General features: G+C 69.8%; 18 protein-coding genes and 1 pseudogene. 5 read left to right on the top strand and 14 right to left on the bottom strand.

Going from position 1 to position 23,892, the window contains the following annotated elements; all coding sequences use genetic code 11:
• Positions 1-4: 4 nt before the first annotated feature.
• From G3I60_RS01665 to araB, 14 genes are all read right to left on the bottom strand, one after another.
• Positions 5-439 carry a roadblock/LC7 domain-containing protein gene (locus G3I60_RS01665; protein ID WP_164292530.1) on the bottom strand — a complete coding sequence of 145 codons (435 nt, stop codon included), beginning with the start codon at positions 437-439 and terminating at the stop codon, positions 5-7.
• 37 nt (positions 440-476) lie between these two features.
• Positions 477-1,241, bottom strand: coding sequence for a transcriptional regulator (locus tag G3I60_RS01660; protein WP_164292531.1), 765 nt, complete (start codon positions 1,239-1,241; stop codon positions 477-479).
• On the bottom strand, positions 1,238-1,642 hold the full coding sequence (locus G3I60_RS01655) for a hypothetical protein (RefSeq protein WP_164292532.1): 405 nt from the start codon (positions 1,640-1,642) through the stop codon (positions 1,238-1,240). Before G3I60_RS01655 ends, G3I60_RS01660 begins: the two co-directional genes overlap by 4 nt.
• 190 nt (positions 1,643-1,832) lie before the next feature.
• Positions 1,833-3,554, bottom strand: a complete 1,722-nt coding sequence (araD, locus tag G3I60_RS01650) for an L-arabinonate dehydratase (protein ID WP_164292533.1) — start codon at positions 3,552-3,554, stop codon at positions 1,833-1,835.
• Positions 3,551-4,456, bottom strand: coding sequence for a dihydrodipicolinate synthase family protein (locus tag G3I60_RS01645; RefSeq protein WP_164606520.1), 906 nt, complete (start codon positions 4,454-4,456; stop codon positions 3,551-3,553). Before G3I60_RS01645 ends, araD begins: the two co-directional genes overlap by 4 nt.
• A gap of 53 nt (positions 4,457-4,509) precedes the next feature.
• The gene (locus G3I60_RS01640) at positions 4,510-5,160 is read right to left on the bottom strand and encodes a GntR family transcriptional regulator (RefSeq protein WP_164292534.1); all 651 of its coding nucleotides are present in this window, start codon (positions 5,158-5,160) and stop codon (positions 4,510-4,512) included.
• 172 nt (positions 5,161-5,332) lie between these two features.
• On the bottom strand, positions 5,333-8,563 hold the full coding sequence (locus G3I60_RS01635) for a LamG-like jellyroll fold domain-containing protein (protein ID WP_164606429.1): 3,231 nt from the start codon (positions 8,561-8,563) through the stop codon (positions 5,333-5,335).
• A 178-nt stretch (positions 8,564-8,741) separates the two neighbouring features.
• Positions 8,742-9,752, bottom strand: a complete 1,011-nt coding sequence (yjfF, locus tag G3I60_RS01630) for a galactofuranose ABC transporter, permease protein YjfF (RefSeq protein WP_164292536.1) — start codon at positions 9,750-9,752, stop codon at positions 8,742-8,744.
• Positions 9,749-10,876, bottom strand: a complete 1,128-nt coding sequence (locus G3I60_RS01625) for an ABC transporter permease (protein ID WP_164292537.1) — start codon at positions 10,874-10,876, stop codon at positions 9,749-9,751. The genes yjfF and G3I60_RS01625 overlap by 4 nt, the downstream gene beginning before the upstream one ends.
• The gene (locus G3I60_RS01620) at positions 10,876-12,405 is read right to left on the bottom strand and encodes a sugar ABC transporter ATP-binding protein (RefSeq protein WP_138351581.1); all 1,530 of its coding nucleotides are present in this window, start codon (positions 12,403-12,405) and stop codon (positions 10,876-10,878) included. Before G3I60_RS01620 ends, G3I60_RS01625 begins: the two co-directional genes overlap by 1 nt.
• Before the next feature lie 98 nt (positions 12,406-12,503).
• A complete protein-coding gene (locus G3I60_RS01615) occupies positions 12,504-13,454 on the bottom strand; it encodes an ABC transporter substrate-binding protein (protein WP_138351633.1) in 951 nt (316 codons plus the stop codon).
• A gap of 157 nt (positions 13,455-13,611) precedes the next feature.
• Entirely contained in the window at positions 13,612-15,117 is a 1,506-nt protein-coding gene (gene araA, locus G3I60_RS01610; protein ID WP_164292539.1) for an L-arabinose isomerase, read from the bottom strand.
• Positions 15,114-15,815, bottom strand: coding sequence for an L-ribulose-5-phosphate 4-epimerase (locus tag G3I60_RS01605; RefSeq protein ID WP_164292540.1), 702 nt, complete (start codon positions 15,813-15,815; stop codon positions 15,114-15,116). The genes araA and G3I60_RS01605 overlap by 4 nt, the downstream gene beginning before the upstream one ends.
• Positions 15,816-15,836: 21 nt before the next feature.
• Positions 15,837-17,528, bottom strand: coding sequence for a ribulokinase (gene araB / locus G3I60_RS01600; RefSeq protein WP_164292541.1), 1,692 nt, complete (start codon positions 17,526-17,528; stop codon positions 15,837-15,839).
• A gap of 349 nt (positions 17,529-17,877) precedes the next feature.
• On the opposite strand from araB, the pseudogene G3I60_RS01595 reads away from it, so the two are divergent.
• The 5 genes and pseudogenes from G3I60_RS01595 (at position 17,878) to mmsA (ending at position 23,891) form a co-directional block, all read left to right on the top strand.
• A pseudogene (locus G3I60_RS01595) lies at positions 17,878-19,193 on the top strand (polysaccharide lyase family 1 protein).
• Between the two features lie 109 nt (positions 19,194-19,302).
• Entirely contained in the window at positions 19,303-19,827 is a 525-nt protein-coding gene (locus tag G3I60_RS01590; RefSeq protein ID WP_164292542.1) for a SigE family RNA polymerase sigma factor, read from the top strand.
• Positions 19,827-20,672 (top strand): hypothetical protein, encoded by an 846-nt coding sequence (locus G3I60_RS01585; protein ID WP_239069447.1) that lies wholly within the window; start codon positions 19,827-19,829, stop codon positions 20,670-20,672. The genes G3I60_RS01590 and G3I60_RS01585 overlap by 1 nt, the downstream gene beginning before the upstream one ends.
• A gap of 536 nt (positions 20,673-21,208) precedes the next feature.
• Positions 21,209-22,264, top strand: coding sequence for a multiple monosaccharide ABC transporter substrate-binding protein (gene chvE, locus G3I60_RS01580; RefSeq protein WP_203671857.1), 1,056 nt, complete (start codon positions 21,209-21,211; stop codon positions 22,262-22,264).
• Positions 22,265-22,343: 79 nt separating this feature from the next.
• Positions 22,344-23,891, top strand: coding sequence for a multiple monosaccharide ABC transporter ATP-binding protein (mmsA, locus tag G3I60_RS01575; RefSeq protein ID WP_164292544.1), 1,548 nt, complete (start codon positions 22,344-22,346; stop codon positions 23,889-23,891).
• Position 23,892: the final 1 nt, after the last annotated feature.

The raw sequence follows: 23,892 nt of genomic DNA, 5'->3' as shown, positions 1-23,892 counted from the left end.
GCGGTCAGGTGGTCTCGGTCCGGATCAGCGTGCCGTCGGTCAGTTCGGCGATGCGGGCGCTGCACCGGCGGGCCTCCAGATGGAGTCGGCCCACGTTGGCGTCCGTCCCTGCCCATGCGGTCAGAACGACGGAGACGCCCGCCGCATAGGTGGCGACATAGCCCTGCTCGCCCCGGACCAGCAGTTCCCGGAACGCGCCCCGGTCGGTCCCGTCCGCCAGGCGGAGGGCGACCGAGAGCACGGCCGCGCTGAGCGCCGCGACGGTCTCGGACTCCGGGGTAGCAAGGTCCTGGGCCAGTACCAGACCGTCGGTACTCGCCGCGAGTACGCCGGTGAGATGCGGAACGCGGGCCCGTAACCTTCGGAGCTCTTCCAGGACATCGGCTTCCGTCGCCATCAGCTGTCTCCTCTCGGCGCGCTGTCTCATTGCGCGTCTCATGACGGCGTTGCCGGTGCCTCATGGGCGGGCCGGAAGATCACAGGGTTGCCTCCAATGCGTCACGCAGTCGGCGCAGCAGGGATATGTCGGGGTCCGCGGACAGGTCCGCGACCCAGGCCGGGATGGGGGAAGGCTCGGCCGCCGCCGCTCTGCGGGGGGTCCGCAGGTGCCCGGCGGCGGCCAGCCGGCGCACGTCGACGAGGGTGTGGAAGGCGGGACGGCCCAGCAGCCGGGCCATCGTGAACGGGGTCCGTACGCCGTCCGCCAGATCGAGGACGGCCCGCTGCCGCCGGGTGACCGCGGGGTTGTCGGCCGCCCGGTCGCGGACGACGGGCGCGCTGTCGACCTCGGGGTGCGGCCAGATCCGGTCCAGCAGCTCCTGCCGCCGCCGGGTCTCACGCTCGACGACTTCGGCGCGCAGCGGGCGCACGGGCCCGAACCAGTGGGTGGCTCCGTAGCGGAAGCGGGTCGGGCCGGTTCTGGGGGCGAGCGCGAAGAACGCGGCGTCGAAGACCGCACCGAGATGGCAGATCTCCAACTCCCCGCTGGTGAGCAGATTGCTCTCGACGAGGCTGCGCCCGACCCGGCACCGTGCCCCTGCCCGGTCGATCGTCTCCTGCCACTCCGCCGAGGAGAGCCGGCGGCGGGCGAGCAGCAGAACGTCGACGCCGGGTGCCGCGGGACTCTCGGCGTGGACGACCTCTCCGTCGAGCAGATAGACCGTGCCCGTCTCCCGCAGCAGGGCACCGGTGGCCCGGTCTCCGGCCATACGGACCAGCATCGAGGGGTTCTGCGCTCTCATCCGAGCACCAGACGCTCGGCCAGTCCCTGGAGCCGGATCCGGGCAAGGGCGAGATTTCCCTCGTCGCGATCGAGCCAGAGGTGGAAGAACACGCTGCTGTCGAAGGTGGTGTCGACGAAGCGCAGCAGGTGATAGCTGGTGGGGGTGGTGACGATGACGTCCTCGACGGGCGATCCCTTGGCAACCTCGGTGTCCCCGTGGTTCGCGGGCGGCGCGAAGGCGGTGTGCTCGGCGGCCATCCGGGCCAGTTCGGCCGTCTCGACCGCCGTGGTCTCGTAGTCGTTCGTGGGGGATACGCCGAGAGTGCCGAGCGCCAGTCCCGTGGTCCACTCGACGACGGCGGCTCCCCGTGCACCGGGCAGACCCATCGCCTCGAGTAAACACTCATCGATTCCGGGCACGCGGATTCCCTCTCGGTTCGCGGCAGTTGAGGACCTCAGCTGCACTGCGGTGACCGTGAGACTACGCACGGCGATGGCCTGGATGCGGACGTAAGATGATTTCCCGCGAAAACACGCAGCGTTGGACTATGCTCCGCCCTTGCCAGGTGCATAGTCGAGTGCCCGGCGGGAGAACGACGCCCCCGGACGATCAGCCCGCGTAGGGCTCGGGCACTTCGCCGGGCCTGGCCAGGAAACGGAAGTCGCAGCCGGTGTCGGCCTGGGTGATCTGTTCCTGGTAGAGGGCGCCGTAGCCGCGTGAGAAGCGGGGCGGTGGCGGCTGCCACTCTGCGCGGCGGCGCTCCAACTCGGCCTCGTCCAGCTCCAGGTGGAGCCGTCGGGCCTCCACGTCGAGGGTGATCAGATCACCGGTGCGGACGAGCGCGAGCGGGCCGCCGACGTACGACTCGGGTGCGATGTGCAGCACGCAGGCCCCGTAACTGGTGCCGCTCATCCGGGCGTCGGAGATCCGGACCATGTCCCGCACGCCCTCCTTGAGAAGGTGATCGGGAATCGGCAGCATCCCGTACTCGGGCATCCCCGGGCCGCCGAGCGGACCGGAACCGCGCAGGACCAGGACGCTGTCGGCGGTGATGCCCAGTTCCGGGTCGTTGATGGTGGCCTGCATCGCCCGGTAGTCGTCGAAGACCACGGCCGGGCCGGTGTGCTTGAGCAGCTGGGGATCGGCGGCGATGTGCTTGATGACGGCGCCGTCCGGGCAGAGGTTGCCGCGCAGCACCGCGAGGCCGCCCTCGTCCGCCAGCGGGTTGCCACGGGGACGGATCACGTCCGGGTTGTGGACGAGCGCGCCCGCGAGCTGCTCGCGCAGCGTGGGGTGCGCGACCGTCGGGCGCTCCAGATGCAGTACGTCCGTCAGCTGTGCGAGGAAGCCGGGCAGGCCGCCGGCGAAATGGAAGTCCTCCATCAGATACCGGCCGCCCGGGCGCACGTTCGCCAGCACCGGTACCGTGCGGGCGATGCGGTCGAAGTCGTCCAGGGTCAGTTCGACACCGGAGCGGCCGGCCATCGCGATCAGATGGATCACGGCATTGGTGGAGCCGCCCAGGGCGAGGACGGTGGCGACCGCGTCCTCGTAGGCGTCACGGGTGAGAATCCGCGACAGCCTCAGGTCCTGCCACACCAGCTCGACGACGCGCGCTCCCGAGGCGGCCGCCATCCGCTCGTGACCCGAGTCGACCGCGGGGATCGAGGACGCGCCGGGCATCGTGACACCCAGCGCCTCGGCGGCCGCCGTCAGCGTCGAGGCGGTGCCCATCGTCATGCAGTGGCCGGGGGAACGCGCGAGCCCGTTCTCCAGTTCTGCCAGTTCGCCGTCGCCGATCAGCCCGGCGCGCCGGTCGTCCCAGTACTTCCACATGTCCGTGCCGGAGCCCAGCACTTCATTGCGCCAGTGTCCCGGCAGCATGGGTCCGGCCGGGACGAAGACGGCCGGCAGGTCCATGCTGGCCGCGCCCATCAGCAGCGCCGGGGTGGACTTGTCGCAGCCGCCCATCAGCACTGCGCCGTCCACCGGGTACGAGCGCAGCAGTTCCTCGGTCTCCATGGCGAGGAGGTTGCGGTAGAGCATCGGCGTCGGCTTCTGGAAGGTCTCCGAGAGTGTGGACACCGGGAACTCCAGCGGGAAGCCGCCCGCCTGCCACACCCCGCGTTTCACCGCCTGAGCACGCTCCCGCAGGTGGGAGTGGCAGGGGTTGATGTCGGACCAGGTGTTGAGGATCGCGATCACCGGCTTGCCGAGGTGCTCCTCGGGGAGATAGCCGAGCTGCCGGGTGCGGGCCCGGTGGCTGAACGAGCGCAGCCCGTCCGTGCCGTACCACCGGTGGCTGCGCATTTCCTCGGGAGCCTTCCTCATAGCGCCCAGTCCTTGATGAGTGCCGCGACCTCGGCGCGCTGCGCGTCGGGCAGCTGACGGCTCGGCGGCCGCACCTCGCGACGGCACAGGCCGAGGACGGCGAGCGCCTCCTTGACGACGGTCACATTGTTGGCGGACTGCTGCGCGGCGCGCAGGTCCTCGAAGGGGCGGATCTGTTCCCAGACCTTCATCGCTCCCGGATGGTCCCCGGCGCGAAGTGCCGTCAGCATGCCCAGCGAGACGGACGGGGCGACGTTGACCAGGCCGGAGGTGAAACCGGTGGCGCCCATCGCCCAGTAGGAGGGCGCGTACAGCTCCGCCAGCCCGGCCACCCAGACGAAGCGGTCGAGCCCGGCGTCGCGCGCGAAGGCCGCGAAGCGGGCGGCGTCCGGCACCGCGTACTTCGCGCCGATCACGTTGGGGCACAGGTCGCCGAGCAGTGCCATCCGGTCACCGCCGAGGAGCGGGTTGCGGATGTAGGGCACTACACCCAGTTCGGGGACGGACTCGGCGATGGCCCGGTGGTAGTCCACCCACCCGTCGGGCGAGACATAGGGATGGACGGGCTGGTGCACCATCACCATCTGCGCGCCGTGGTCGCGCGCGTGCCGGGCGACGGCGACGGCGGTCGGCACGTCGTGGCCGACACCCACCAGGACGACGGCCGGTCGCTGCGCGGTCTCGGCGAGCGTGTCCTCGACGACCGTGAGGCGTTCCTCGGGGGCCAGCGCGTAGAACTCGCCGGTGTTCCCGTTGGGCGTGAGCGTCCGGACGCCGCCGTCCAGCAGCCTGCGCAGCAGAAGCCGGTACGCGGTCCGGTCGATCGCACCGTCGGCGTCGAACGGGGTCACCGGAATCGCGACGACATCGGCGAGCGCGGCCCGCAGCGCGGCACGGTCCATCGGTTCGGCGCGGGGCGTCGGTTCGGAGCTGGGCGTCGGTTCGGAGCGGTCCATCAGGCGCCCGTCTCTTCGTGGTCGGGGAACGCGCGGCGGACGAAGTCCGAGATGTGGGCGTGCAGCAGCCCGGCCGCGCCGTCCGCGTCGCCGGCGAGCGCCGTCCGGAGGATCCCCTGGTGCTCGCGGGCCTCCTGTTCCCAGGAGGGCGAGGCCGCCCAGGCGACGGCCGACACCAGGGCCGCCTGGTCACGCACCTCGTCGAGCATCCGCGTCAGGAGCGGGTTGCCGCAGGGCAGATAGAGCGCCCGGTGGAAGTCACGGTTGGCGAGGCTCCGGTCGGCCCGGTCCTCCGCGCCCTCGGCCCGTACGAGCGCGTCCCGCGCCGCCGCGAGCGACTCCTTCCTGACGATGCTGCGGCGCAGCGCCTCGGGCTCCAGCAGCAGCCGCACGTCGTAGATCTCCCGCGCCATGGCCGCATCCACGGTCCGCACCGTGACGCCCTTGTACTGGCTCATCACGACGAGCCCGGTACCGGCCAGCGTCTTGAGCGCCTCGCGCACGGGGGTCTTCGAGACACCGAACTGCGCCGCCAGATCGGCCTCGACGAGTGGCTGTCCAGGACTCAACTGCCCGGTGAGGATGCCGTGCTTGATCGCCTCCAGCACGTACTGCGTCCGGGAGGGGATCGGGGCGGGAGCAAAGGTCATGTGCGCTCTCAGATCTCAGGTATCGCGTCTCATATATGACGTACGAAGTACGACGCGATGAAAGGTAGAGCCGCACCGGAGGTCCGTCAATGCTTTGAACAGAACTGATCCCGCACCCGGACGTCGGCCGGCCAGGGAAGGCCGGCCGACGCCGCACGGGACGTGTGTCCGCTCAGCCGATGGTGAGTTGGGTGACCGAGTTGGCCGGGAAGGTGCGGGTGAAGGTGGCTCCCAGACCCGTCACCGCGGTCGTGACCGGGACGACGTGGCGGGGGTCGGTGATGGTGTTGGTGTCGGACGGATGGGCGGAGGTCAGAGTGACGGCGGTGCCGGTGGTCGGGACGGCCGCGCCGGCGCCCGTCAGGCGGACGGTGATCGACTGCGGATTGCCGCCCGGGTTCACGACCGTGACGTAGTACTTCCCGGTGCTGGACGAGCGGCTGACCACCTGGTTGACGGTGCTGGTGCCGCTGTACGAGGCGGCCAGGATCTGGTCGCCGTGGGCGGCGGCCATCATCTGCTGGACGTAGGCGCTGGGAGAGCTGTAGCTGGTCGAGGCGTCGAAGGCGATCAGGTTGGTGTTCCACTGCACGCTGTTCACATTGGCCAGCAGCGGGGCGTACGCCTCCATCGCCACCACATCGGAATTGCGCTGCAGATTGGTGAGCCAGGAGGCGTCACCGATCGCGCCCGCCAGTGTCGGGGTCGGCCGGCCGACCTGGGAGGCCCACTCCCCCTCGAACACCTTCGGGCCGCTCCGCGAGTAGGTGTCGTAGGCGTTGGCGTTCGCGTTGAACCAGCCGGGCGAGCGGTAGTTGTGCAGGTCCAGGACATCGGGAGTGCGCGCGGAGACGGCGGTGGTGGCGATCAGCTTGAGCGCCGGGTAGGCGGCCCTGATGGCATCGTGGAACTGTGCGTAGCGGCCGTTGGCGCCGTCGTAACTGCCGGTGGTGTCGAACCAGTCCTCGTTGCCGATCTCGACGTACTTGAGGGGGAACGGCGCGGGGTGCCCGTCGGCGGCGCGCTTGGCCCCCCAGGGGGTCGTGACGGCGCCGGTGACGTACTGGATCTCGTCCAGGGCGTCCTGGACGTACGGTCCGAGCTGGTCCAGCGGGACGACGTCGTGCTGCAGGGAGTACCCGGCGTAGACCCCCAGGAGGGGCTGGGCGCCGAGGTCCTCGCACCACTCGAGGTATTCCAGCAGGCCGAGGCCGTCCGTGGACCAGTAGCCCCAAGGGTCCTGGTGGCCGGGCCGGCTCTCGGTCGCGCCGAGGGTCTTCTTCCAGTCGAAGCGTTCGGCGACCGTGTTGCCCTCGAGGTAGTTGCCACCCGGCAGCCGGATGAAGGAGGGCTTGAGGGCCTTCATCCTCTCCATCAGATCGACCCGCAGGCCGTTGGGGCGGTTGTTGTAGGTGGGCGGGAAGAGCGAGACGTTGCTCAGCCACAAGGTGGCTCCCGTCGCGCTCTCCGAGGAGAGCACGAAGCGGTTGGTGGAGCTGGTGGGAGCACCGGCCGCGGTCTTCAGGGTGACGGTGTACTTCTTCCAGCCGCTCGTCAGGGCGGGGATGGTGGCCGTCGCGTACGGCGTGCCCGCGGTGCTCTCCAAGGAGAGCTTGAGCGGTCCCGTGAAGCCCGGAGCGGCCTTGGCGTACAGCGAGGCGGTGTAGGTGGTGGACGGCTTGACCGGGATGCCCCAGAAGCCGCTGTTCGCGACACCCGCCCTGTTACCCGCCGAGGCACTCGTCAGGGAGACCTTGAGCGACCGGGTCAGCGCGCTGTTGAGGGGATTCGCCGTGTCCAGCGCGATGCTCGCCGAGCCGCCGGTGGAGCTGACGGCGGACCACGAGTCCGGGTTGCTACTGGCCATCAGGGAGCGGTTCTGCAGCAGTTCGCCGTACAGGCCGCCCTCGCCCGAGTGGTTGATGTCCTCGGTCATCAGGCCGAAGAAGTCACTGGGCAGTGCGTGCGCGGCGGTGCCCGCGTCGACGGAGAGGGTGCCGTTGCCCTGGCCGAGGATCGTCTCCAGCTCGGGAGCGGTGACCGGATGGTCGTGGATCACCACGTCGTCGATGGTGGCGTCGGCGAAGTCGGCCGGGTTGCCGTTGAACCTGCCGCGGCCGACCGCTGTGCCCGCGGACGCCTTCCACGGAGTGGCGTAGGCGACCGTGGACTGCAGGATGCCGTTGACGTACAGCCTCAGTTGACCGGACGCGTTGTCGCTGACGCCGGTGAGGTGGTACCAGGTGCCGGTGCTGGGCGCGGCCGTCGAGTCGGCGTGGCGCGCGGTGGCCGTGGAGCTGTCCGACGCCAACCGGGTGAAGGCGAACTTTCCGGTGTCGCCCCGCAGTTGTAGATAGAAGCCGGAGACGACGGTCCCGTCCGCGCTCACGAAGGTCTGATACCCGGTGAGGGTGTTGAGCTTGACCCAGGCCGAGACCGAGAACGGCTGCGAGGTGTCCGTCGCGGCGGTGGCGGCGGTCGCGGACGAGGCGGCGGTCCCGTTGGACCGCAGCGCATGGCCACCGGTCCTGCCGGTGGTCCACGCGGCCGTCGCGCCCAGGGTGAGGGGGTGGCCGTGGCCGGAGTCGTCCGCGGCGGTGGTTCCGGTGCCCGCTTCGAACGCCCAGTGCGCGCGCTGGTCCAGTGCGGTCACCGCGGACGCGGCGAGCGCCCCCGTGTAGAACCGCAGGTCGTCCACGCCTCCGTTGAGGAAGTCCACCGGAGTGCCGGCGTATTTGCCGCGGCCGACCACCGCGTGCCCGGCGGCCTTCCACGGGGCGGTGTACGCGACGGTCGTCTGCAACGCGCCGTTGACGTAGAGCGCGAGCGTGCCGGCCGCGGCGTCCTGGACCCCGGTGAGGTGGTACCAGGTACCGACGGCCGGAGTGTCGACGGCGGCTGCGACGGCGGCCGCCCCGGGGGTGTCGGAGGGCAGCCGGGCGAAGGCGAACGTCCCGGTGTCGCCACGCAGTCCGAGGTAGAAGCCGCTGACCTCACTGCCGTCGATGCTGACGGCGGTCTGGTAACCGTCGGTGTTGTTGAGCTTCACCCAGGCGGAGACACTGAACGAGGCGGAGGTGTCGACGATCGGGGCACCGAGGTCGATGTTGCCGGTGCCGGTGCCGTTCGTCGCGACGCTCCCGGCTCCCACCTGTCCAGCCACGTGGGTGGCTCCGGCCCCGAGGCTGCCCGGGTGGGCGCCACTCGAGTCGTCGGCCGCCGTGCTGCCGGTGGCCTCGTCCAGGGCCCAGTGTCCGGCGAGGGCGGTGTCGGCTGCCGCGGGGGTGGCCGCGAGGGGGACGAACGCGACGGTGAGGAGCGCCGCGCTCGTGGCGAGGACGGCAGCGGTACGCAGCCGTTGCCGGTGATGGCGGCGTGGCAGAAGGGATCTGGTGAAGTGCATGGGTCTCCCTTGAACGGTGGGGAAGGGTGGATTCCATGGCGCGGGACGTGCTCGTGGGGTCTGGGCCCGACGGGGTGGCGGGCGGATGTTCGTCCCCGTGCCGCACGACCGCGCGGGTCAGGACCGCGCGGCCGTGCGGCCACTCGTCGTCCGGCCGCTCGAGCGCGCTGACGAAATGTCAGGCGCGTCGGCGGGACGTCATCAGGCGCTGCAGCAGGACGAAGGCGAACAGCAGCGTGCCGACCGCGATCTTCGTCCACCAGGAGCTGAGCGTGCCTTCGAAGGTGATGATGGTCTTGATGACGCCGAGGACGAGGACGCCCAGCAGGGTGCCCAGGACGTAGCCGGAGCCGCCGGCCAGGATCGTCCCGCCGATCACCACGGCGGCGATCGCGTCGAGCTCCGTCCCGACCAGGTGCAGGCTGTACCCGGACAGCGTGTAGAGCGTGAACAGCACTCCGCCCAGGGCCGAGCACAGCCCGCTGACGGTGTAGGCGCGGATCACCGTCCGGCCGACCGGGACCCCCATCAGCAGCGCCGACTGGGCGTTGCCGCCGACCGCGTACACCGCGCGGCCGAACCCCGTGTAGTGCAGCGTCAGGAACGCGACGGCGACGACGGCCAGCGCGATGACCACCGACCAGGAGATGAACACGCCGCCGGGGAAGGTGACATGGGACTGCGCCAGGGTGGTGAAGACCGGGTCGTCGATCGGGATCGCGTTGGTGCTGATCAGGTAGCACAGGCCCCGGGCGAAGAACATCCCGGCCAGTGTCGCGATGAAGGGCTGCACCTCGAAGTGGTGGATGGCGTAGCCCATGGCGCCACCGATCAGGCCGCCGGCCGCCAGGACCAGCGGGATGACCAGGGCCGGCGGCCATCCGTGCTGCTCGACGAGCGTGGCGCACAGCATCGTGGAGAGCGCGGCGACGGCTCCGACCGAGAGATCGATGCCGCCGGTGAGGATCACGAACGTCATGCCGACGGCGATGACCAGCAGGAACGCGTTGTCCACGAAGAGGTTGGCGATGGTCTGGCCGGCCAGGAAGTCCAGGTAGCGGTAGTTGCCCGCTTCGAGGGTCAGCGCGAACAGGACTGCGGTGGCCATGACCGGGACGTAGTCGCGGTGCTGGGCCAGAAAGGTGCGGACGCCGCGGCCGGCGGCGGCGCGGGGCTGGGTCGTACTCATAGGGTGGTCGCCTCCTTCGGGCTCTGGGCGGCGCTAGCCGGTGTGCTGCTCCGGGAGCTGCCGGTGCTCGTCGCGGTGCCGGCCGCGGGTGCGCCGACGCCCGTGTCCGAGCGGCGGGGCAGTTTGCGCGACAGCACCTTGGCGCGGAACGCCGGGGACTGCAGCAGACAGACCGCCATGACGACCAGCGCCTTGAACACCAGCGTCGACTCGGGCGGCACGCCGACGGTGTAGACCGTGGTGGAGAGCGTCTGGATGACGAGGGCGCCGATGGCGGTCCCGCCGAGGTGGAAACGGCCCCCGGTGAGTGAGGTCCCGCCGATGACCACGGCGAGGATCGCGTCGAGCTCGATCCACAGGCCCGCGTTGTTCCCGTCGGCGGCGGCCACGTTGGAGCTGACCATCAGTCCGGCGCCGGCCGCGCACAGCGCACAGAACGCGTAGACCGCGATCGTGAGGCCGCGGGCCCGGATGCCGACCAGCCGGCTGGCCTCCCGGTTTCCGCCGACCGATTCGAGCAGCAGCCCGAGTGCGGTGCGCCGGACGACGAGGCCGGTCAGTACGAGCACCGCCGCGGCGATCACCACGGAGAGCGGGAGGCCGAGTTCGTACCCGCCCCCGATCAGGTGGTAGGGCTCGCTGTTGACGGTGACGATCCGGCCGCTGGTGATCATCTGTGCGACGCCGCGCCCCGCCACCATCAGGATCAGGGTGGCGATGATCGGCTGCATGCCGATCCCGGCGACCAGCACGCCGTTCCACACCCCCAGAGCGACGCACACGCCGAGCGCCAGCAGTACCGCGACGACGACACCACCCACACTCTGCTGGTCGGTGAGTTCGCTGATGTTCAGGCAGGCGACGGCTCCGGAGATGGCGACCACGGCGCCGACCGACAGGTCGATCCCGCCGATGGCGATGACCAGGGTCATACCGAGGGCGACCAGCAGCAGCGGGGAGCCGAGCCGCAGGATGTCGACGAGACTGCCGAAGAGATGGCCGTCACGGATCTGGATCGAGAAGAAGTCGGGGGTATAGGCGACGTTGGTCACCAGCAGGGCGGCCAGCAGCGCGAGAGGCCAGAACAGCCGGTGGCCGGCCAGCCTGGCGACGGTGGGCGGCATCAGTGGGTCCCTCCGGTCGCGATGGTCTCCATCAGCCGGTCCAGGGTGAGTTCGGCGGTGTTGGGCAGGGTCGCCACGAGCTCGCGGTCGCGCAGAACCGCGACGGTGTCGGACAGGCTCAGCACCTCTTCGAGTTCGGCGGAGACATAGACGACCGCCATGCCGTCCGCCGCGAGTGAGGCCACCAGGCGCTGGATCTCGGCCTTGGCACCGATGTCGATGCCCCGGGTCGGTTCGTCGAGGATCAGCAGTTTCGGTTCGGTGATCAGCCAGCGGGCGAGCAGCACCTTCTGCTGATTGCCGCCGCTCAGATTGCGGACGACCGCCTCGGGGTCGGCCGGGTGGATGTGCAGCGCCGATATCCAGTGCGTTACCAGCTCCTCCGTCCGGCGGGCGGGGAGCGCTCTGACCCAGCCGCGGGCGGCCTGCAGGGCCAGGACGATGTTCTCCCGGACCGTCAGATCGGGGATGATGCCCTCGCGCCTGCGGTTCTCCGAACAGAACGCGATGCCCCGCCGGCTGGCGGCGCGCGGGCTGCGCAGGGTGGCGGTCCGGCCGTCGACGGTGAGCCTCCCGGTGTCGGCGCGGTCCGCGCCGGCCAGCAGCCGGGCGGTCTCCGAGCGCCCCGCGCCGAGCAGCCCGGCCAGGCCCAGTACCTCCCCCGGGCGCACAGCGAGGTCGAACGGAGCGATGGCGCCCTTACGTCCGAGTCCGTGCGCCTCGGCGAACGGGGTCCCGGCCGGGCGCTCGCGGTCGCCCCGTCCCCGGTCGGTGAGTTCACCGAGTTCCTGCCCGAGCATCGCCGACACCAGCTCGATCTGCGGCAGGCGCGCGGTGCGGTACTCACCGACGAGACGGCCGTCACGCAGCACGGTGATCCGGTCGGAGACGTCGTAGACCTGGTCCAGGAAGTGCGTCACGAACAGGATCGCCACGCCCTCGCCGCGCAGCCGGCGGATCACCGTGAACAGCTGGGCCACCTCCTCGCGGTCCAGGCTGGAGGTGGGTTCGTCGAGGATCAGCACCTTCGCCCGGATGTCCACGGCGCGGGCGATGGCGACCATCTGCTGCAGGGCGAGCGGGAGGGTGTCCAGCGGTGCGCGGACGTCGATCTCCAGGTCGAGCCCGGACAGCAGGTCACGGGCCCGCCGGCGCAGTTCCGACCACATGATGCGGCCGAGCCTGCGGGGCTCGCGGCCGAGGAAGATGTTCTCCGCGACCGACAGGTTGGGGCAGAGGTTGACCTCCTGGTACACGGTGCTGATCCCGGCCTGCTGCGCCTGTAGCGGCCCGGCGAACCGGACCGGGACACCGTCCAGCGTGACGGTCCCGGCTTCGGCCTCGTGCACTCCGGTCAGCACCTTGATGAGGGTGGACTTCCCGGCGCCGTTCTCGCCCATCAGGGCGTGCACCTCACCGGGATACAGGTCGAGGCCGACTCCGGAAAGGGCCCGGACGCCGGCGAACTCCTTGGTGATGCCGGTCATCCGGAGGACGGGTTGAGCGGGGTTGAGCTGCGGCGTCGACATGGGAGCTCCTCTCCTCGGGCCGCTGGTCGGCTCCGGCCGGGTCCGGGGCGCCCGCCTGGGGCGCCCCCGTCCCGGATCGCCGGAGCAGTACTGGCCGATCAGTACTGGCGGTTGGGGAGTTCGGCAGCTGCCTTGTCCTTGGTGAAGACGCCTTCCTTGGACTCGACCCGGGCCGGCACCTCGGCCTTGTCCTTGAGCTTCCGCACGAGATCCATGACCTGCGGGCCGATCAGCGGATTGCACTCGACGACGACCTCGATCTTGCCGTCGACCATCGCCTGGAAGGCGTCCTTGACCCCGTCGATCGAGACGATGCGGATGTCCTTGCCGGGCTTGAGCCCCGCCTCCTCGATCGCCTGGATGGCGCCCATCGCCATGTCGTCGTTGTGCGCGAAGAGGATGTTGATGTCCTTGTGCGCCTTCAGGAAGGCCGTCATGACCTCCTTGCCCTTGGCGCGGGTGAAGTCACCGGTCTGGTCCGCGACCAGCTTGAACCGGGGGTCCTTCAGGACCAGGTCCTCGAACCCCTTCTTGCGGTCGATCGCCGGGGCGGAGCCGGTGGTGCCTTCGAGCTCCGCTATGTTCACCGTGCCGGTCCCACTCTTCTCCGCGTCGACCAGCCACTGGCCGGCGGCGGTCCCCTCCTTGACGAAATCCGACCCGATGAAGGTCTTGTAGAGGGTCTTGTCCTGGGTGTCGATCGCCCGGTCGGTGAGTATCACCGGGATGCCGGCGGCCTTGGCTTCCTTCAGTACGGTGTCCCAGCCCGTGACGACCACCGGTGAGAAGCCGATGACGTCCACCTTCTGCTGGATGAAGGTGCGGATCGCGGCGATCTGGTTCTCCTGCTTCTGCTGCGCGTCGGAGAACTTGAGCTCGAAGCCGGCGGCCTTCGCCGCGTCCTGGATGGACTTGGTGTTGGCGGCACGCCAGCCGCTCTCGGATCCGACCTGGGAGAATCCGAAGACCAGCTTCTTGGCGCCGTTCGCGTCCGTGCCGCTGCCGGCGGGTGCCTTCTTGCCCGCCCCGCCGCAGGCGGCGAGGGACATGCACAGCGCGACGGCCAGAAGGGTCGCGGCGGTCTTGCGCGTACGGGGTCTTGCTGGGGTGGTGGCAGTGAGGGACATCGTGCACTCTCCTTTGAGGCGGGAAAAACCCTGCGATGTATGACCTGGGTGGTACGCCTGCGATGTCGGCCGAAGCCGCTCAGAAACCTCGCGCCAGACGGTGGTACGCCTGGTTCCAGCGGATCTCCTTGGTGAACTGGCGGATCGTGGTCTCCGCGTCGATGACCAGGAGTTCCGCTCCGGCCATCTCCGAAAAGTCCTCGAGCTCCTCCGTGCCGACGGCGCTGGAGAGCACGGTGTGGTGCGGGCCGCCGGCCGTGAGCCACGCCTCGGTCGAGGTCCGCAGGTCGGGCTGCGGCTTCCACACCGCGTGCGCCACGGGGAGATTCGGCAGCGGCTCGGCGGCGGTGACCACGTCGATCTCGTTGGCGACCAGCCGGAACCGGTCCCCCATGTCGGCGAGGCCGACGACCACCGCCGGGCCCGGGGCGGCTTCGAAGACCAGCCGGACCGGGTCCTCCCGGCCGCCGATGCCCAAGGGATGGATCTCGCACGAGGGGACCTCGGCGGCGATCGACGGACAGACCTCGAGCATGTGCGCGCCGAGGATGACCTCCTGCCCCGCCTCCAGGTGGTACGTGTAATCCTCCATGAACGAGGTCCCTCCGGGCAGACCGGCGGACATCGCCTTCAGGGTGCGCAGCAGCGCCGCGGTCTTCCAGTCCCCCTCACCGCCGAAACCGTAGCCGTCGAGCATCAGGCGCTGGACGGCCAGACCGGGCAGCTGGCGCAGTCCTCCGAGGTCCTCGAAGTTGGTGGTGAACGCCTGGAAACCGCCGTCGGTGAGGAACTCCCGCATACCGAGTTCGATCCGCGCCGCGTACCGCAGCGCGTCGTGCCGCTCCGCTCCGGAGCGCAGCTCCGGCGCGACCCGGTAGGTCTCCTGGTACTCCTTGGTCAGCTCGGTGACATCAGCGTCGGTCACCGCGTCGACCACGTTGACCAGGTCGTTGACGCCGTAGGTGTTGACCGAGACGCCGAACCGCAGCTGCGCCTCGACCTTGTCGCCCTCGGTGACCGCGACGTCCCGCATGTTGTCGCCGAACCGTGCCACCCGCAGGCTGCGCAGCGCGGCATGACCGACCGCGGCACGGGCCCAGGACCCGATCCGCAGGGCCACCGACGGGTCGCTGACGTGCCCGGCGACCGTCTTGCGGGCCACCCCGAGACGGGACTGGATGTACCCGAACTCACGGTCCCCGTGCGCCGCTTGGTTGAGGTTCATGAAGTCCATGTCGATGGAGCCCCACGGCAGCGCCCTGTTGGCCTGGGTGTGCAGGTGCAGCATCGGCTTGCGGAGGGCGTCGAGGCCGGCGATCCACATCTTGGCCGGGGAGAACGTGTGCATCCAGGCGACCACCCCGACGCAGTCGTCGGCGGCGTTGGCGTCGAGGCAGACCCGCCGGATCGCTTCCGCGTCGGTGAGTACGGGCAGCCACACCACCCGGACCGCTATGTCCGGGCCGTCGTTGAGTGCCTCGGCGATCTGCTGGGACTGTTCGGCGACCTGCCGGAGGGTGTCCTGCCCGTAGAGTCCCTGGCTTCCGGTGAGGAACCAGACTTCGCGGCCTTCGAGCGACTTCATTCCTGGACTCCTTCGCGGCCGGCGGGCTGCTGGCCGTATACGTTCTGATAGCGGTCGTAGAGCGAGTCGATGTCCGGTGCGGCGATGCCCACCGGTTCCCCGAGCTGCCGGGAGATGTGGACGGTGCGGGCGACGTCCTCGCACATCACGGCGGCTTTGACGGCGGCCTTCGCGTCCTTGCCGATGGTGAACACACCGTGGCTCTGCATCAGCACGGCGGGCGAACGGTGGCCCTTGAGAGTGGCGACGATGCCCTGGCCGATCGAGTCGTCGCCGATCAGCGCGAACGGGCCGACGGGTATCTCCGCGCCGAACTCGTCCGCCATCGCGGTGACGACGCAGGGCACCGCCTCACCGCGGGCCGCCCAGCCGGTGGCGTACGTGGAGTGCGTGTGCACCACGCCCCCCACCTCTGGCATGTTGCGGTAGACGTAGGCGTGGGCGGCGGTGTCCGAGGACGGGTTGTGCGTACCTTCGACGACCTGGCCGTACAGATCGCAGACGATCATGTTCTCGGGCGTCAGGTCGTCGTAGGAGACACCGCTGGGCTTGATGACCATCAGGTCGTGGCCCGGTACGCGGGCCGAGACGTTGCCCGCCGTCCACACCACGAGCTGGTAGCGGACGAGTTCCTGGTGCAGATCACTGACCTGCTGCCGAATCAGCTGGATCGCGGGGTCGATCGTGGGGTCGGTCATGATGGCGGCCTTCCGTACGGGTCAGTTGGCGACAGAGGTGCTGGTCTCGTTGCGCAACTCGCGCAGTCGGTGCAGCACGCCCCTGTGCTCGCCGCCGAGCAGGTCGTGCAGGGCGAGGTACTCGGCGAACAGCCGGTCGTACGCGTCGGCGCGGGCCGCGTCCGGGAGGTACTGGTCCCGGTGCACGCGCCCCATCTGCTCGGCCGCGGCCTGCACGTTCTCGTACGCCCCGGCCGCCACCGCCGCGTGGATGGCGGAGCCCAGCGCCGGGGCCTGCTCGGAGGCGGCGACGCTCAGCGGGCGGCGCAGCACATCCGCGTAGATCTGCATCAGCAGCGGGTTCCTGGTGAGGCCTCCGGCCGCCGTGAAGCGGGTGACCGGGACGCCGGACTTCTCGAAGGCCTCGACGATGACCCGGGTGCCGAAGGCGGTCGACTCGAGCAGCGCCCGGTAGATCTCCGGCGGTCGGGTGGCCAGCGTGGCACCGACCAGCACTCCGGAGAGCCGGTGGTCGACCAGCACCGAGCGGTTGCCGTTCCACCAGTCGAGCGCCACCAGGCCGTGCCCGCCGACCGGTTGGCCGGCGGCCAGCCGGGTCAGGTGCTCGTGCAGGCTGATGCCTTCGGCGGCGGCCTGCGCGTGGTAGATCGGCGGGACGCCGTGCTCGACGAACCAGCCGAAGATGTCGCCGACGCCGCTCTGCCCGGCCTCGAATCCCCACAGGCCCTCGACCACTCCCCCGTCGACCACCCCGCACATGCCGGGGACCTCGGCCACCTGCTCGCCGTTGAGGATGTGGCAGGTGGAAGTGCCCATGACGGCGAGCAGCTCGCCGGGTCCGGCCGACCGCGCCGCCGGGGCGGTGACATGGGCGTCCACGTTGCCGACCGCGACGGCGATGCCTTCGGGCAGTCCCGTCCAGGCGGCGGCCCGGGCCGTCAGGCCGCCGGCCCGGCCGCCCAGCGGGGAGAGCGGGTGCTCCAGCCTGGTCCGCGCGAAGTCCGCGAAGCCGGGGTTGAGAGCGGCCAGGTACCCGGTCGACGGGTAGCCACCGTTCTGGTGGATCCCCTTGTATCCGGCCGTACAGGTGTTGCGGGTCTCGACGCCGGTGAGCTGCCAGACGATCCAGTCCGCCGCCTCGATCCAGCGGTCGGTGCGCCCGTAGGTGTCCGGGTCCTCCTCCAGTACCTGCAGCGCCTTGGCGTACTGCCACTCGGAGGAGATCAGACCGCCATAGCGGGCGATCCAGTCCTCACCGCGCTCATGGGCGAGCGCGGTGATCCGGTCGGCCTGAGGCTGGGCGGCATGGTGCTTCCACAGCTTCGGCCAGGCGTGCGGCCGGGCGGCGAGCTCCGGACGGAGACAGAGCGGGGTGCCGTCGGCGCTGGTGGGAAGGCAGGTGGAGGCCGTGAAGTCGGTGCCGACGCCGATCACCGCGGCGGAGTCGATCCCGGCGGCGGCGATGGCCTCGGGGACGGCTCGCCGGATCACGTCCAGCCAGTCCTCGGGATGCTGGAGCGCCCAGTCCGGTGGAAGCGGGGCGTCGGTACCGGGCAACCGGTCGTCGATCACCGCGTGTGCGTACGCATGGACGGCGCTGCCGACTTCGGCACCGTCCGAGACGCGGACGACGACGGCGCGGCCGGAGAGCGTGCCGTAGTCGATCCCCAGGACGTAGCCGGGCCGAGAGGAATTGTTAGCGTTAACACTCATGGGTCGCGCTTTCCGTTCAAGATGGTGGAGCCGTGGGGACAACGGGTGGGGCTGGTCTCCGACGCGCAGCCGACCACCCCGGAATGTTGCACCGAGGTTACCGACCCCCAGAGTGTGAGCGTTAACAAGAGGTGGCGTCAATGCTCCGCGCTGGTCACAAATCGACAACGGCCGGGGTTCCGCGACGGCTCCGGTTCAGCCATCGGGCATCTCCGGCGAAGAAATCTCCTGATCGGCGGCAACCTTCCGGGCAGCCTTGGCAACTGAAGAGCCGAACCCTCACTTCGCACCGGAGGAACGACTTCACGTGTCTGCCCCCTCGCACCGTCGCAAGCCGTCCCGACGCCTGATGGCACTGATCGGCGTCGCCTCCCTGGCGGCCGCCGGCCTCGCCGTCGTGCCCCTGACCACGGGCGCCGGCGCCGCCGCCGTCGACCTCGCGCATGCGGCCCTGCCCGCCGACGACGGCTGGGCCGCCACCGGCTCGGGCACCACCGGCGGCCAGACCGCCGACACCGCGCACACCTTCACCGTCTCCACCAGGGCCCAGCTGGCCAAGGCTCTCAAGGCCGGCCCCATCGGCGCGCCACGGATCATCCAGGTCAAGGGCGTCGTCGACGCCAACACCGACGACTCGGGCAAGACCCTCGGCTGCGCGGACTACGCCGCCGGCACCGGCTACTCGCTCAGCGCCTACCTCAAGGCCTACGACCCGGCGACCTGGGCCGCGGCAAACTGCCCACCGGCAAGCAGGAGTCGGCACGCGACGCGGCGCAGGACCGGCAGGCCGCGCGCGTGGTCCTGACCGTCCCCTCCCGCACCACGATCGTCGGCGTGCCCGGCTCGGGTGCGGCGATCGTCGGCGGCAGCCTCCAGGTGAAGAACGCGGACAACGTCATCATCCGCAACCTCAACCTCACCGACACGCGTGACTGCTTCCCCCAGTGGGACCCGACCGACGGCTCGACCGGGAACTGGAACTCCCAGTACGACGCGGTCACGGTGCGCGGCTCCACGCACGTGTGGGCCGACCACAACACCTTCGGCGACGGCCCGCACTACGACAGGGCGAACCCGTCCTACTTCGGGCGCGAGTACCAGGTCCACGACGGCGCCCTGGACATCACCAACGCCTCCGACCTCGTCACCGTCGAGTACAACCGGTTCGCCAACCACGACAAGACCATGCTCATCGGCAGCAGCGACAAGGACACCAGGCTGCGGGTGACGCTCCACCACAACGTCTTCCAGGGCATCGTCCAGCGCGCCCCGCTCGCCCGGGTCGGCCAGATACACCTGTACGACAACTACTACGACACGGCGACGCTCAACAACTACACCCACGGCTACAGCGTCAACGCACGCGCCAAGGCCCAGGTCGTCGCCCAGAACAACTACTGGGCCCTGTCCGGCGACCGGAAGGCCTCACAACTGCTCAGCGGGGACGGCACCGGCTCGGTGGCGGGCAGCGGCAACCTGGTCAACGGCACCGTGACCGACCTCGTCGCCGCATACAACGCCGAGCACTCCGCCAAGAAGATCAAGACGTCCGTGAACTGGACACCCAAGCTGACGGCGGGCCTGGAGCCCGCCGCCGGGCTGCCCGCCGCACTCGCCAAGAAGGCGGGCGCGGGCGTCCTCACCGCCGCAGGCGGCACCTCCTGACTCCGCACCGGACGTCCCGTACCCCTGGGGCCCGTCGTCGACCAGCGGTTGCTAAGCTGCCGCCTCCCTGTATGTGAACGCTCACATTCCTGGAGAGGTCGCAACGGACATGCTTCTCGAGGACGCATCTGCCGAGTTCCACGACTTCTTCGAGCGCCACTACGCCGAGCTCGCCCGCCTCGCCCATCTCCTGACGGGCGAGGCGGACGCGGCGGACGACCTCGCCGCGGACGCGCTGACCGCGCTCTGGCACCGCTGGGACCGCGTGCGACAGGCCGACCACCCCGTCGCCTACGCCCGGGGTGTGGTGTCGAACATGGCGCGCAACCGCATCCGCGGCGCGGTCCGTGAGCGCCGCCGCGTCGCGTTGTTCTGGAGCCGGCACGGCGACGGTGCGGAGAACCCGGACGTCGCGGCCGTCCTGGACGTCCGCACGGCGCTCGGCCGGCTCCCCTTCCGCAAACGCGCGTGCGTGGTGCTGCGGCACGCCTTCGACCTCTCGGAGAAGGACACCGCGCTCGCCCTGGGGATATCGGTCGGTACGGTGAAGAGCCAGACCTCCAAGGGCCTGGCGGAGCTGGAACGCACCCTCAGCGGACAGGCCGCCGAGGAACTCGCGGGGAGGAGGAACTGATGGACGACATAGGCAACCAGCTGCGGCGGGCCGCCGCTGCCCATCAACCGGATCGCGCGCGCATGCTCGCCCGCGTTCAGCGTGGCATGCTCTCCTCGTCCGCCACCGATACCGCCGACTTCGACTCTCCCGGTGCCCGCACCGCACGGCACCGCAACCGGATCGCCCTGTCCTGGCCGAAGGTCGTGCTCACCACACTCGCGACCGCCGCGACCCTGGCCGTCGGAGGGTTCGCCGTCGGTGCCGTCGTCCGCGGTCGTGAACCGCGGCAGGAGTCCGCCGCAGGCCCCGGGACAACGCTGGCACCCGGTTCCCCGTCCCCGCACGCCGCCGGCCCCGGTCAGCAGGACCCCACCACACCGCCGCCCGCCGGGACCGGCCGCCCATCGGCGCCGCCCACCACACCCGGACCCGGCCACACGTCCGCAACGCCGCCGAGCCGTCCGCACACCGAGGACGGACCCCTGTGGGCGGACGGATCCGTCGATCCCCACAGCAACAGCTTCTGGGCCCAGAGCAACGTCACCCTCAAGGCGCGGAAGCCCCTCACCGCGCTGAGCGTGGAGCTCCGCATCGCCCAGACCGGCGGTGTCCACAGCGCCGGCAGCTGGCAGACGCTGCCCGCCGCCGACTTCACCCTCTCCGTACGGGAGGAGGGCGACGCGCTCATCTACCGCTGGACCCTCAGAGCGGGCAGAACCGTCCCCGCGGGACAGCACGTCTTCGCCGGCCAGTACGACCACACCGCGGGGGGTCGGAACGCCAGGGCCGACAGCTACCGGGTGAACGCCGGCACGTCGGACGCGAAACCCGCGGTCTGGGGCGACTTCGCCCGCAGCACCTGAGCGGCAGCGGGAGGCAAGAGAGCCCGTCGGCGGGACGCCCGCCCTCGGGGCGGCATCCGCGCCTTAGAAGGCGCGGCAACCTTTTCGCCTGCGGTGGTGACTGGTGAGTGCGACAACCACCAACCGCCCCCAGGTAGATGAGGTCACGAAAACCACTCAGCACACAACACGCCACCGCCGGCGCCGGGGCGCCGTACAGGCGGCGGCCGCCCCCGCGGCGCCCTGCGATGCGAAACGGTGACCCTCGGGCCCTTGACGCCCATTCTGTTAGCGTTAACACTCTTGTAACGCCAGGCCAGCGACATGGTCGGGCCGGGCACCGGCGGGCTTGTCAGCAGCCACCGGGCCCCTGTCGGCCGAGCCCGATCCGTGCGCGACCCCCGCGCCGTCATCGCACCCCGCCATCCACGGGGACTCGACCGGTCCGAGGACACCGGGGTCACGCGGAGGCCGTACGCGAATCTCGCTGACCGCGGCACATCACTGGAGGAAGTGTGCGGAAAATATCGACAGGCCTCGCCCTGGCTGCGCTAACAATGGTGTTGGCCGCCTGCGGACAAGCCGCCAACGGCGTCGGCCCCCACGCAAAACACGCTGATGCCAAGGGCGGCCTGGTGGGTATCGCGATGCCCACCAAATCCTCGGAACGCTGGATCGACGACGGCGCCAACATGGTGAAGCAGTTCCAGGCCAAGGGGTACAAGACCGATCTCCAGTACGGCGACAACGTCGTGGAGAACCAGGTGTCCCAGATCGAGAACATGATCACCAAGGGCGCCCGGCTGCTGGTCATCGCCGCGGTCGACGGCTCGTCGCTCACCGATGTGCTGCAGAAGGCCGCCGACGCCGACATCCCGGTGATCTCCTACGACCGGCTCATCCTCGGCACCAAGAACGTCGACTACTACGCGACCTTCGACAACTACAAGGTCGGTGTCCTCCAGGGCACCTACATCGCCGACAAGCTCGGCCTCAAGGACGGCAAGGGGCCGTTCAACGTCGAGCTGTTCGGCGGCTCACCGGACGACAACAACTCCCCGTTCTTCTTCCAGGGCGCGATGAGTGTGCTCAAGCCGTACATGGCCGACAAGAAGCTCGTCGTCCGCAGCGGCCAGACCAACTTCAACCAGGTCGCCACCCTGCGCTGGGACGGCGGACTCGCGCAGTCCCGGATGGACAACCTGCTCAGCAAGTCCTACACGACGGCCCGGGTCGACGCTGTGCTCTCCCCCTACGACGGCATCTCGATCGGTATCCTCTCCTCGCTCAAGGGCGTCGGTTACGGCGAGCCGGGTAAGGAACTGCCCATCGTCACCGGGCAGGACGCCGAGCTGGCGTCGGTGAAGTCCATCCTGGCCGGCGAGCAGACCCAGACCGTGTCCAAGGACACCCGCGCCCTCGCCAAGGTGGCCGTGCAGATGGGCGACGCGCTGCTCAGCGGCGGCAAGCCCCAGGTCAACGACACCAAGCAGTACAACAACGGCGCCAAGGTCGTGCCGGCCTTCCTGCTGCAGCCGGTCAGTGTCGACAAGGACAACTACCGCAAGGTGCTGGTCGACAGCGGGCAGCTTTCCGCCGCTCAGCTCAAGTAGGGCGCCCTGGGCCGCTGTTTCCCACCGGCCGCCGAACTTCCCCGACCCGACCCGCCCCCGACCCGAACGGATGCCCATCATGGCCGGACCCGTCCTGGAGATGCGTTCGATCAGCAAGTCCTTCCCCGGCGTCAAAGCGCTCTCCGACGTCAATCTGAGCGTCGCACCCGGCGAAGTCCACGCCGTCTGCGGCGAGAACGGCGCCGGCAAGTCCACTCTGATGAAGGTGCTCAGCGGGGTGTACCCGCACGGCACGTACGAGGGCGACATCCTCTTCGAGGGTGAGCCGTGCGCGTTCAAGGACATCCGGGCGAGCGAGCAGCACGGCATCGTGATCATCCACCAGGAACTCGCCCTGGTGCCCTACCTCTCCATCGCGGAGAACATCTTCCTCGGCAACGAGCACGCCTCGCGCGGCATCATCAGCTGGCACCGCACCCTCACCCACGCGAAGAAGCTGCTCCAGCGGGTCGGTCTGCACGAGAACCCGCAGACCCGGATCGCGGACATCGGGGTGGGCAAACAGCAGTTGGTCGAGATCGCCAAGGCCCTCGCCAAGGAGGTCAAGCTCCTGATCCTGGACGAGCCGACAGCCGCGCTGAACGACGAGGACAGCCGCAAGCTGCTCGACCTCATCCTCGAACTCAAGGCGCAGGGAATCTCCTGCATCATCATCTCGCACAAGCTCAACGAGATCGCCCGCGTCGCCGACTCCGTCACCATCCTGCGGGACGGCCGGACCATCGAGACCGTCGCCGTCGGCACCGAGGGCATCTCCGAGGACCGCATCATCCGGGGTATGGTCGGCCGCGACCTCGACCACCGCTACCCCGAGCGCACTCCCGACATCGGCGACGTCGCCTTCGCCATCGAGGACTGGACCGTCCTCCATCCGATCGACCACCAGCGCAAGGTGGTCGACGACGTCTCGGTTCATGTGCGGCGCGGCGAGATCGTGGGCGTCGCCGGCCTGATGGGCGCAGGCCGCACCGAGCTCGCGATGAGCGTCTTCGGCCGCTCCTACGGCCGCTACACCGGCGGCCGGGTGCTGTTGAACGGGGTGGAGATCAGGACGCGTACGGTTCCGGAGGCTATCGGGCACGGCCTCGCGTACGTCACCGAGGACCGCAAGCAGCTCGGGCTCAACCTGACCGAGGACATCAGCCGCAACATCTCGCTGAGCGCGCTCGGCAAGGTCTCCCGGCACGGCTGGGTCAACGAGCACGAGGAGATGCGGGTCGCGGAGAAGTTCCGCGCGTCGATGAACATCAAGGCGCCCTCGGTCTTCGCGGAGACCGGCAAGCTCAGCGGCGGCAACCAGCAGAAGGTCGTCCTCAGCAAGTGGATCTTCTCCGAGCCCGACGTGCTGATCCTCGACGAGCCCACCCGAGGCATCGACGTCGGCGCGAAGGCCGAGATCTACTCGGTGATCGCCGAGCTGGCCGCTCAGGGCAAGGCGGTGCTGGTCATCTCCTCGGAACTGCCCGAGCTGCTCGGCCTGTGCGACCGCATCTACACGATGGCCGAGGGCCGGCTCACCGGCGAGGTGGACCGCACCGACGCCACCCAGGAATCACTCATGCGCCTCATGACCGTGAGCGCGGCAACCCAGAACGAGCAGGTGTGAC

The organism is Streptomyces sp. SID13666, assembly GCF_010548325.1.
Classification (GTDB): domain Bacteria; phylum Actinomycetota; class Actinomycetes; order Streptomycetales; family Streptomycetaceae; genus Actinacidiphila; species Actinacidiphila fildesensis.
Note: the sequence above shows the minus strand (reverse complement) of the source record. Positions and strands in the feature narration are given on the sequence as shown.

Excerpts from the sequence above, each read along its gene's own strand:
- G3I60_RS01625 (WP_164292537.1), bottom strand. The coding sequence starts at position 10,876 with ATGCCGCCCACCGTCGCCAGGCTGGCCGGCCACCGGCTGTTCTGGCCT.
- yjfF (WP_164292536.1), bottom strand. The coding sequence starts at position 9,752 with ATGAGTACGACCCAGCCCCGCGCCGCCGCCGGCCGCGGCGTCCGCACC.
- chvE (WP_203671857.1), top strand. The coding sequence starts at position 21,209 with ATGGTGTTGGCCGCCTGCGGACAAGCCGCCAACGGCGTCGGCCCCCAC.
- araB (WP_164292541.1), bottom strand. The coding sequence starts at position 17,528 with ATGAGTGTTAACGCTAACAATTCCTCTCGGCCCGGCTACGTCCTGGGG.
- G3I60_RS01640 (WP_164292534.1), bottom strand. The coding sequence starts at position 5,160 with ATGACCTTTGCTCCCGCCCCGATCCCCTCCCGGACGCAGTACGTGCTG.
- G3I60_RS01590 (WP_164292542.1), top strand. The coding sequence starts at position 19,303 with ATGCTTCTCGAGGACGCATCTGCCGAGTTCCACGACTTCTTCGAGCGC.
- G3I60_RS01635 (WP_164606429.1), bottom strand. The coding sequence starts at position 8,563 with ATGCACTTCACCAGATCCCTTCTGCCACGCCGCCATCACCGGCAACGG.
- G3I60_RS01645 (WP_164606520.1), bottom strand. The coding sequence starts at position 4,456 with ATGGACCGTGCCGCGCTGCGGGCCGCGCTCGCCGATGTCGTCGCGATT.
- G3I60_RS01620 (WP_138351581.1), bottom strand. The coding sequence starts at position 12,405 with ATGTCGACGCCGCAGCTCAACCCCGCTCAACCCGTCCTCCGGATGACC.
- G3I60_RS01615 (WP_138351633.1), bottom strand. The coding sequence starts at position 13,454 with ATGTCCCTCGCCGCCTGCGGCGGGGCGGGCAAGAAGGCACCCGCCGGC.
- G3I60_RS01585 (WP_239069447.1), top strand. The coding sequence starts at position 19,827 with ATGGACGACATAGGCAACCAGCTGCGGCGGGCCGCCGCTGCCCATCAA.
- araD (WP_164292533.1), bottom strand. The coding sequence starts at position 3,554 with ATGAGGAAGGCTCCCGAGGAAATGCGCAGCCACCGGTGGTACGGCACG.
- G3I60_RS01605 (WP_164292540.1), bottom strand. The coding sequence starts at position 15,815 with ATGACCGACCCCACGATCGACCCCGCGATCCAGCTGATTCGGCAGCAG.
- G3I60_RS01660 (WP_164292531.1), bottom strand. The coding sequence starts at position 1,241 with ATGAGAGCGCAGAACCCCTCGATGCTGGTCCGTATGGCCGGAGACCGG.
- araA (WP_164292539.1), bottom strand. The coding sequence starts at position 15,117 with ATGAAGTCGCTCGAAGGCCGCGAAGTCTGGTTCCTCACCGGAAGCCAG.
- G3I60_RS01665 (WP_164292530.1), bottom strand. The coding sequence starts at position 439 with ATGAGACGCGCAATGAGACAGCGCGCCGAGAGGAGACAGCTGATGGCG.
- mmsA (WP_164292544.1), top strand. The coding sequence starts at position 22,344 with ATGGCCGGACCCGTCCTGGAGATGCGTTCGATCAGCAAGTCCTTCCCC.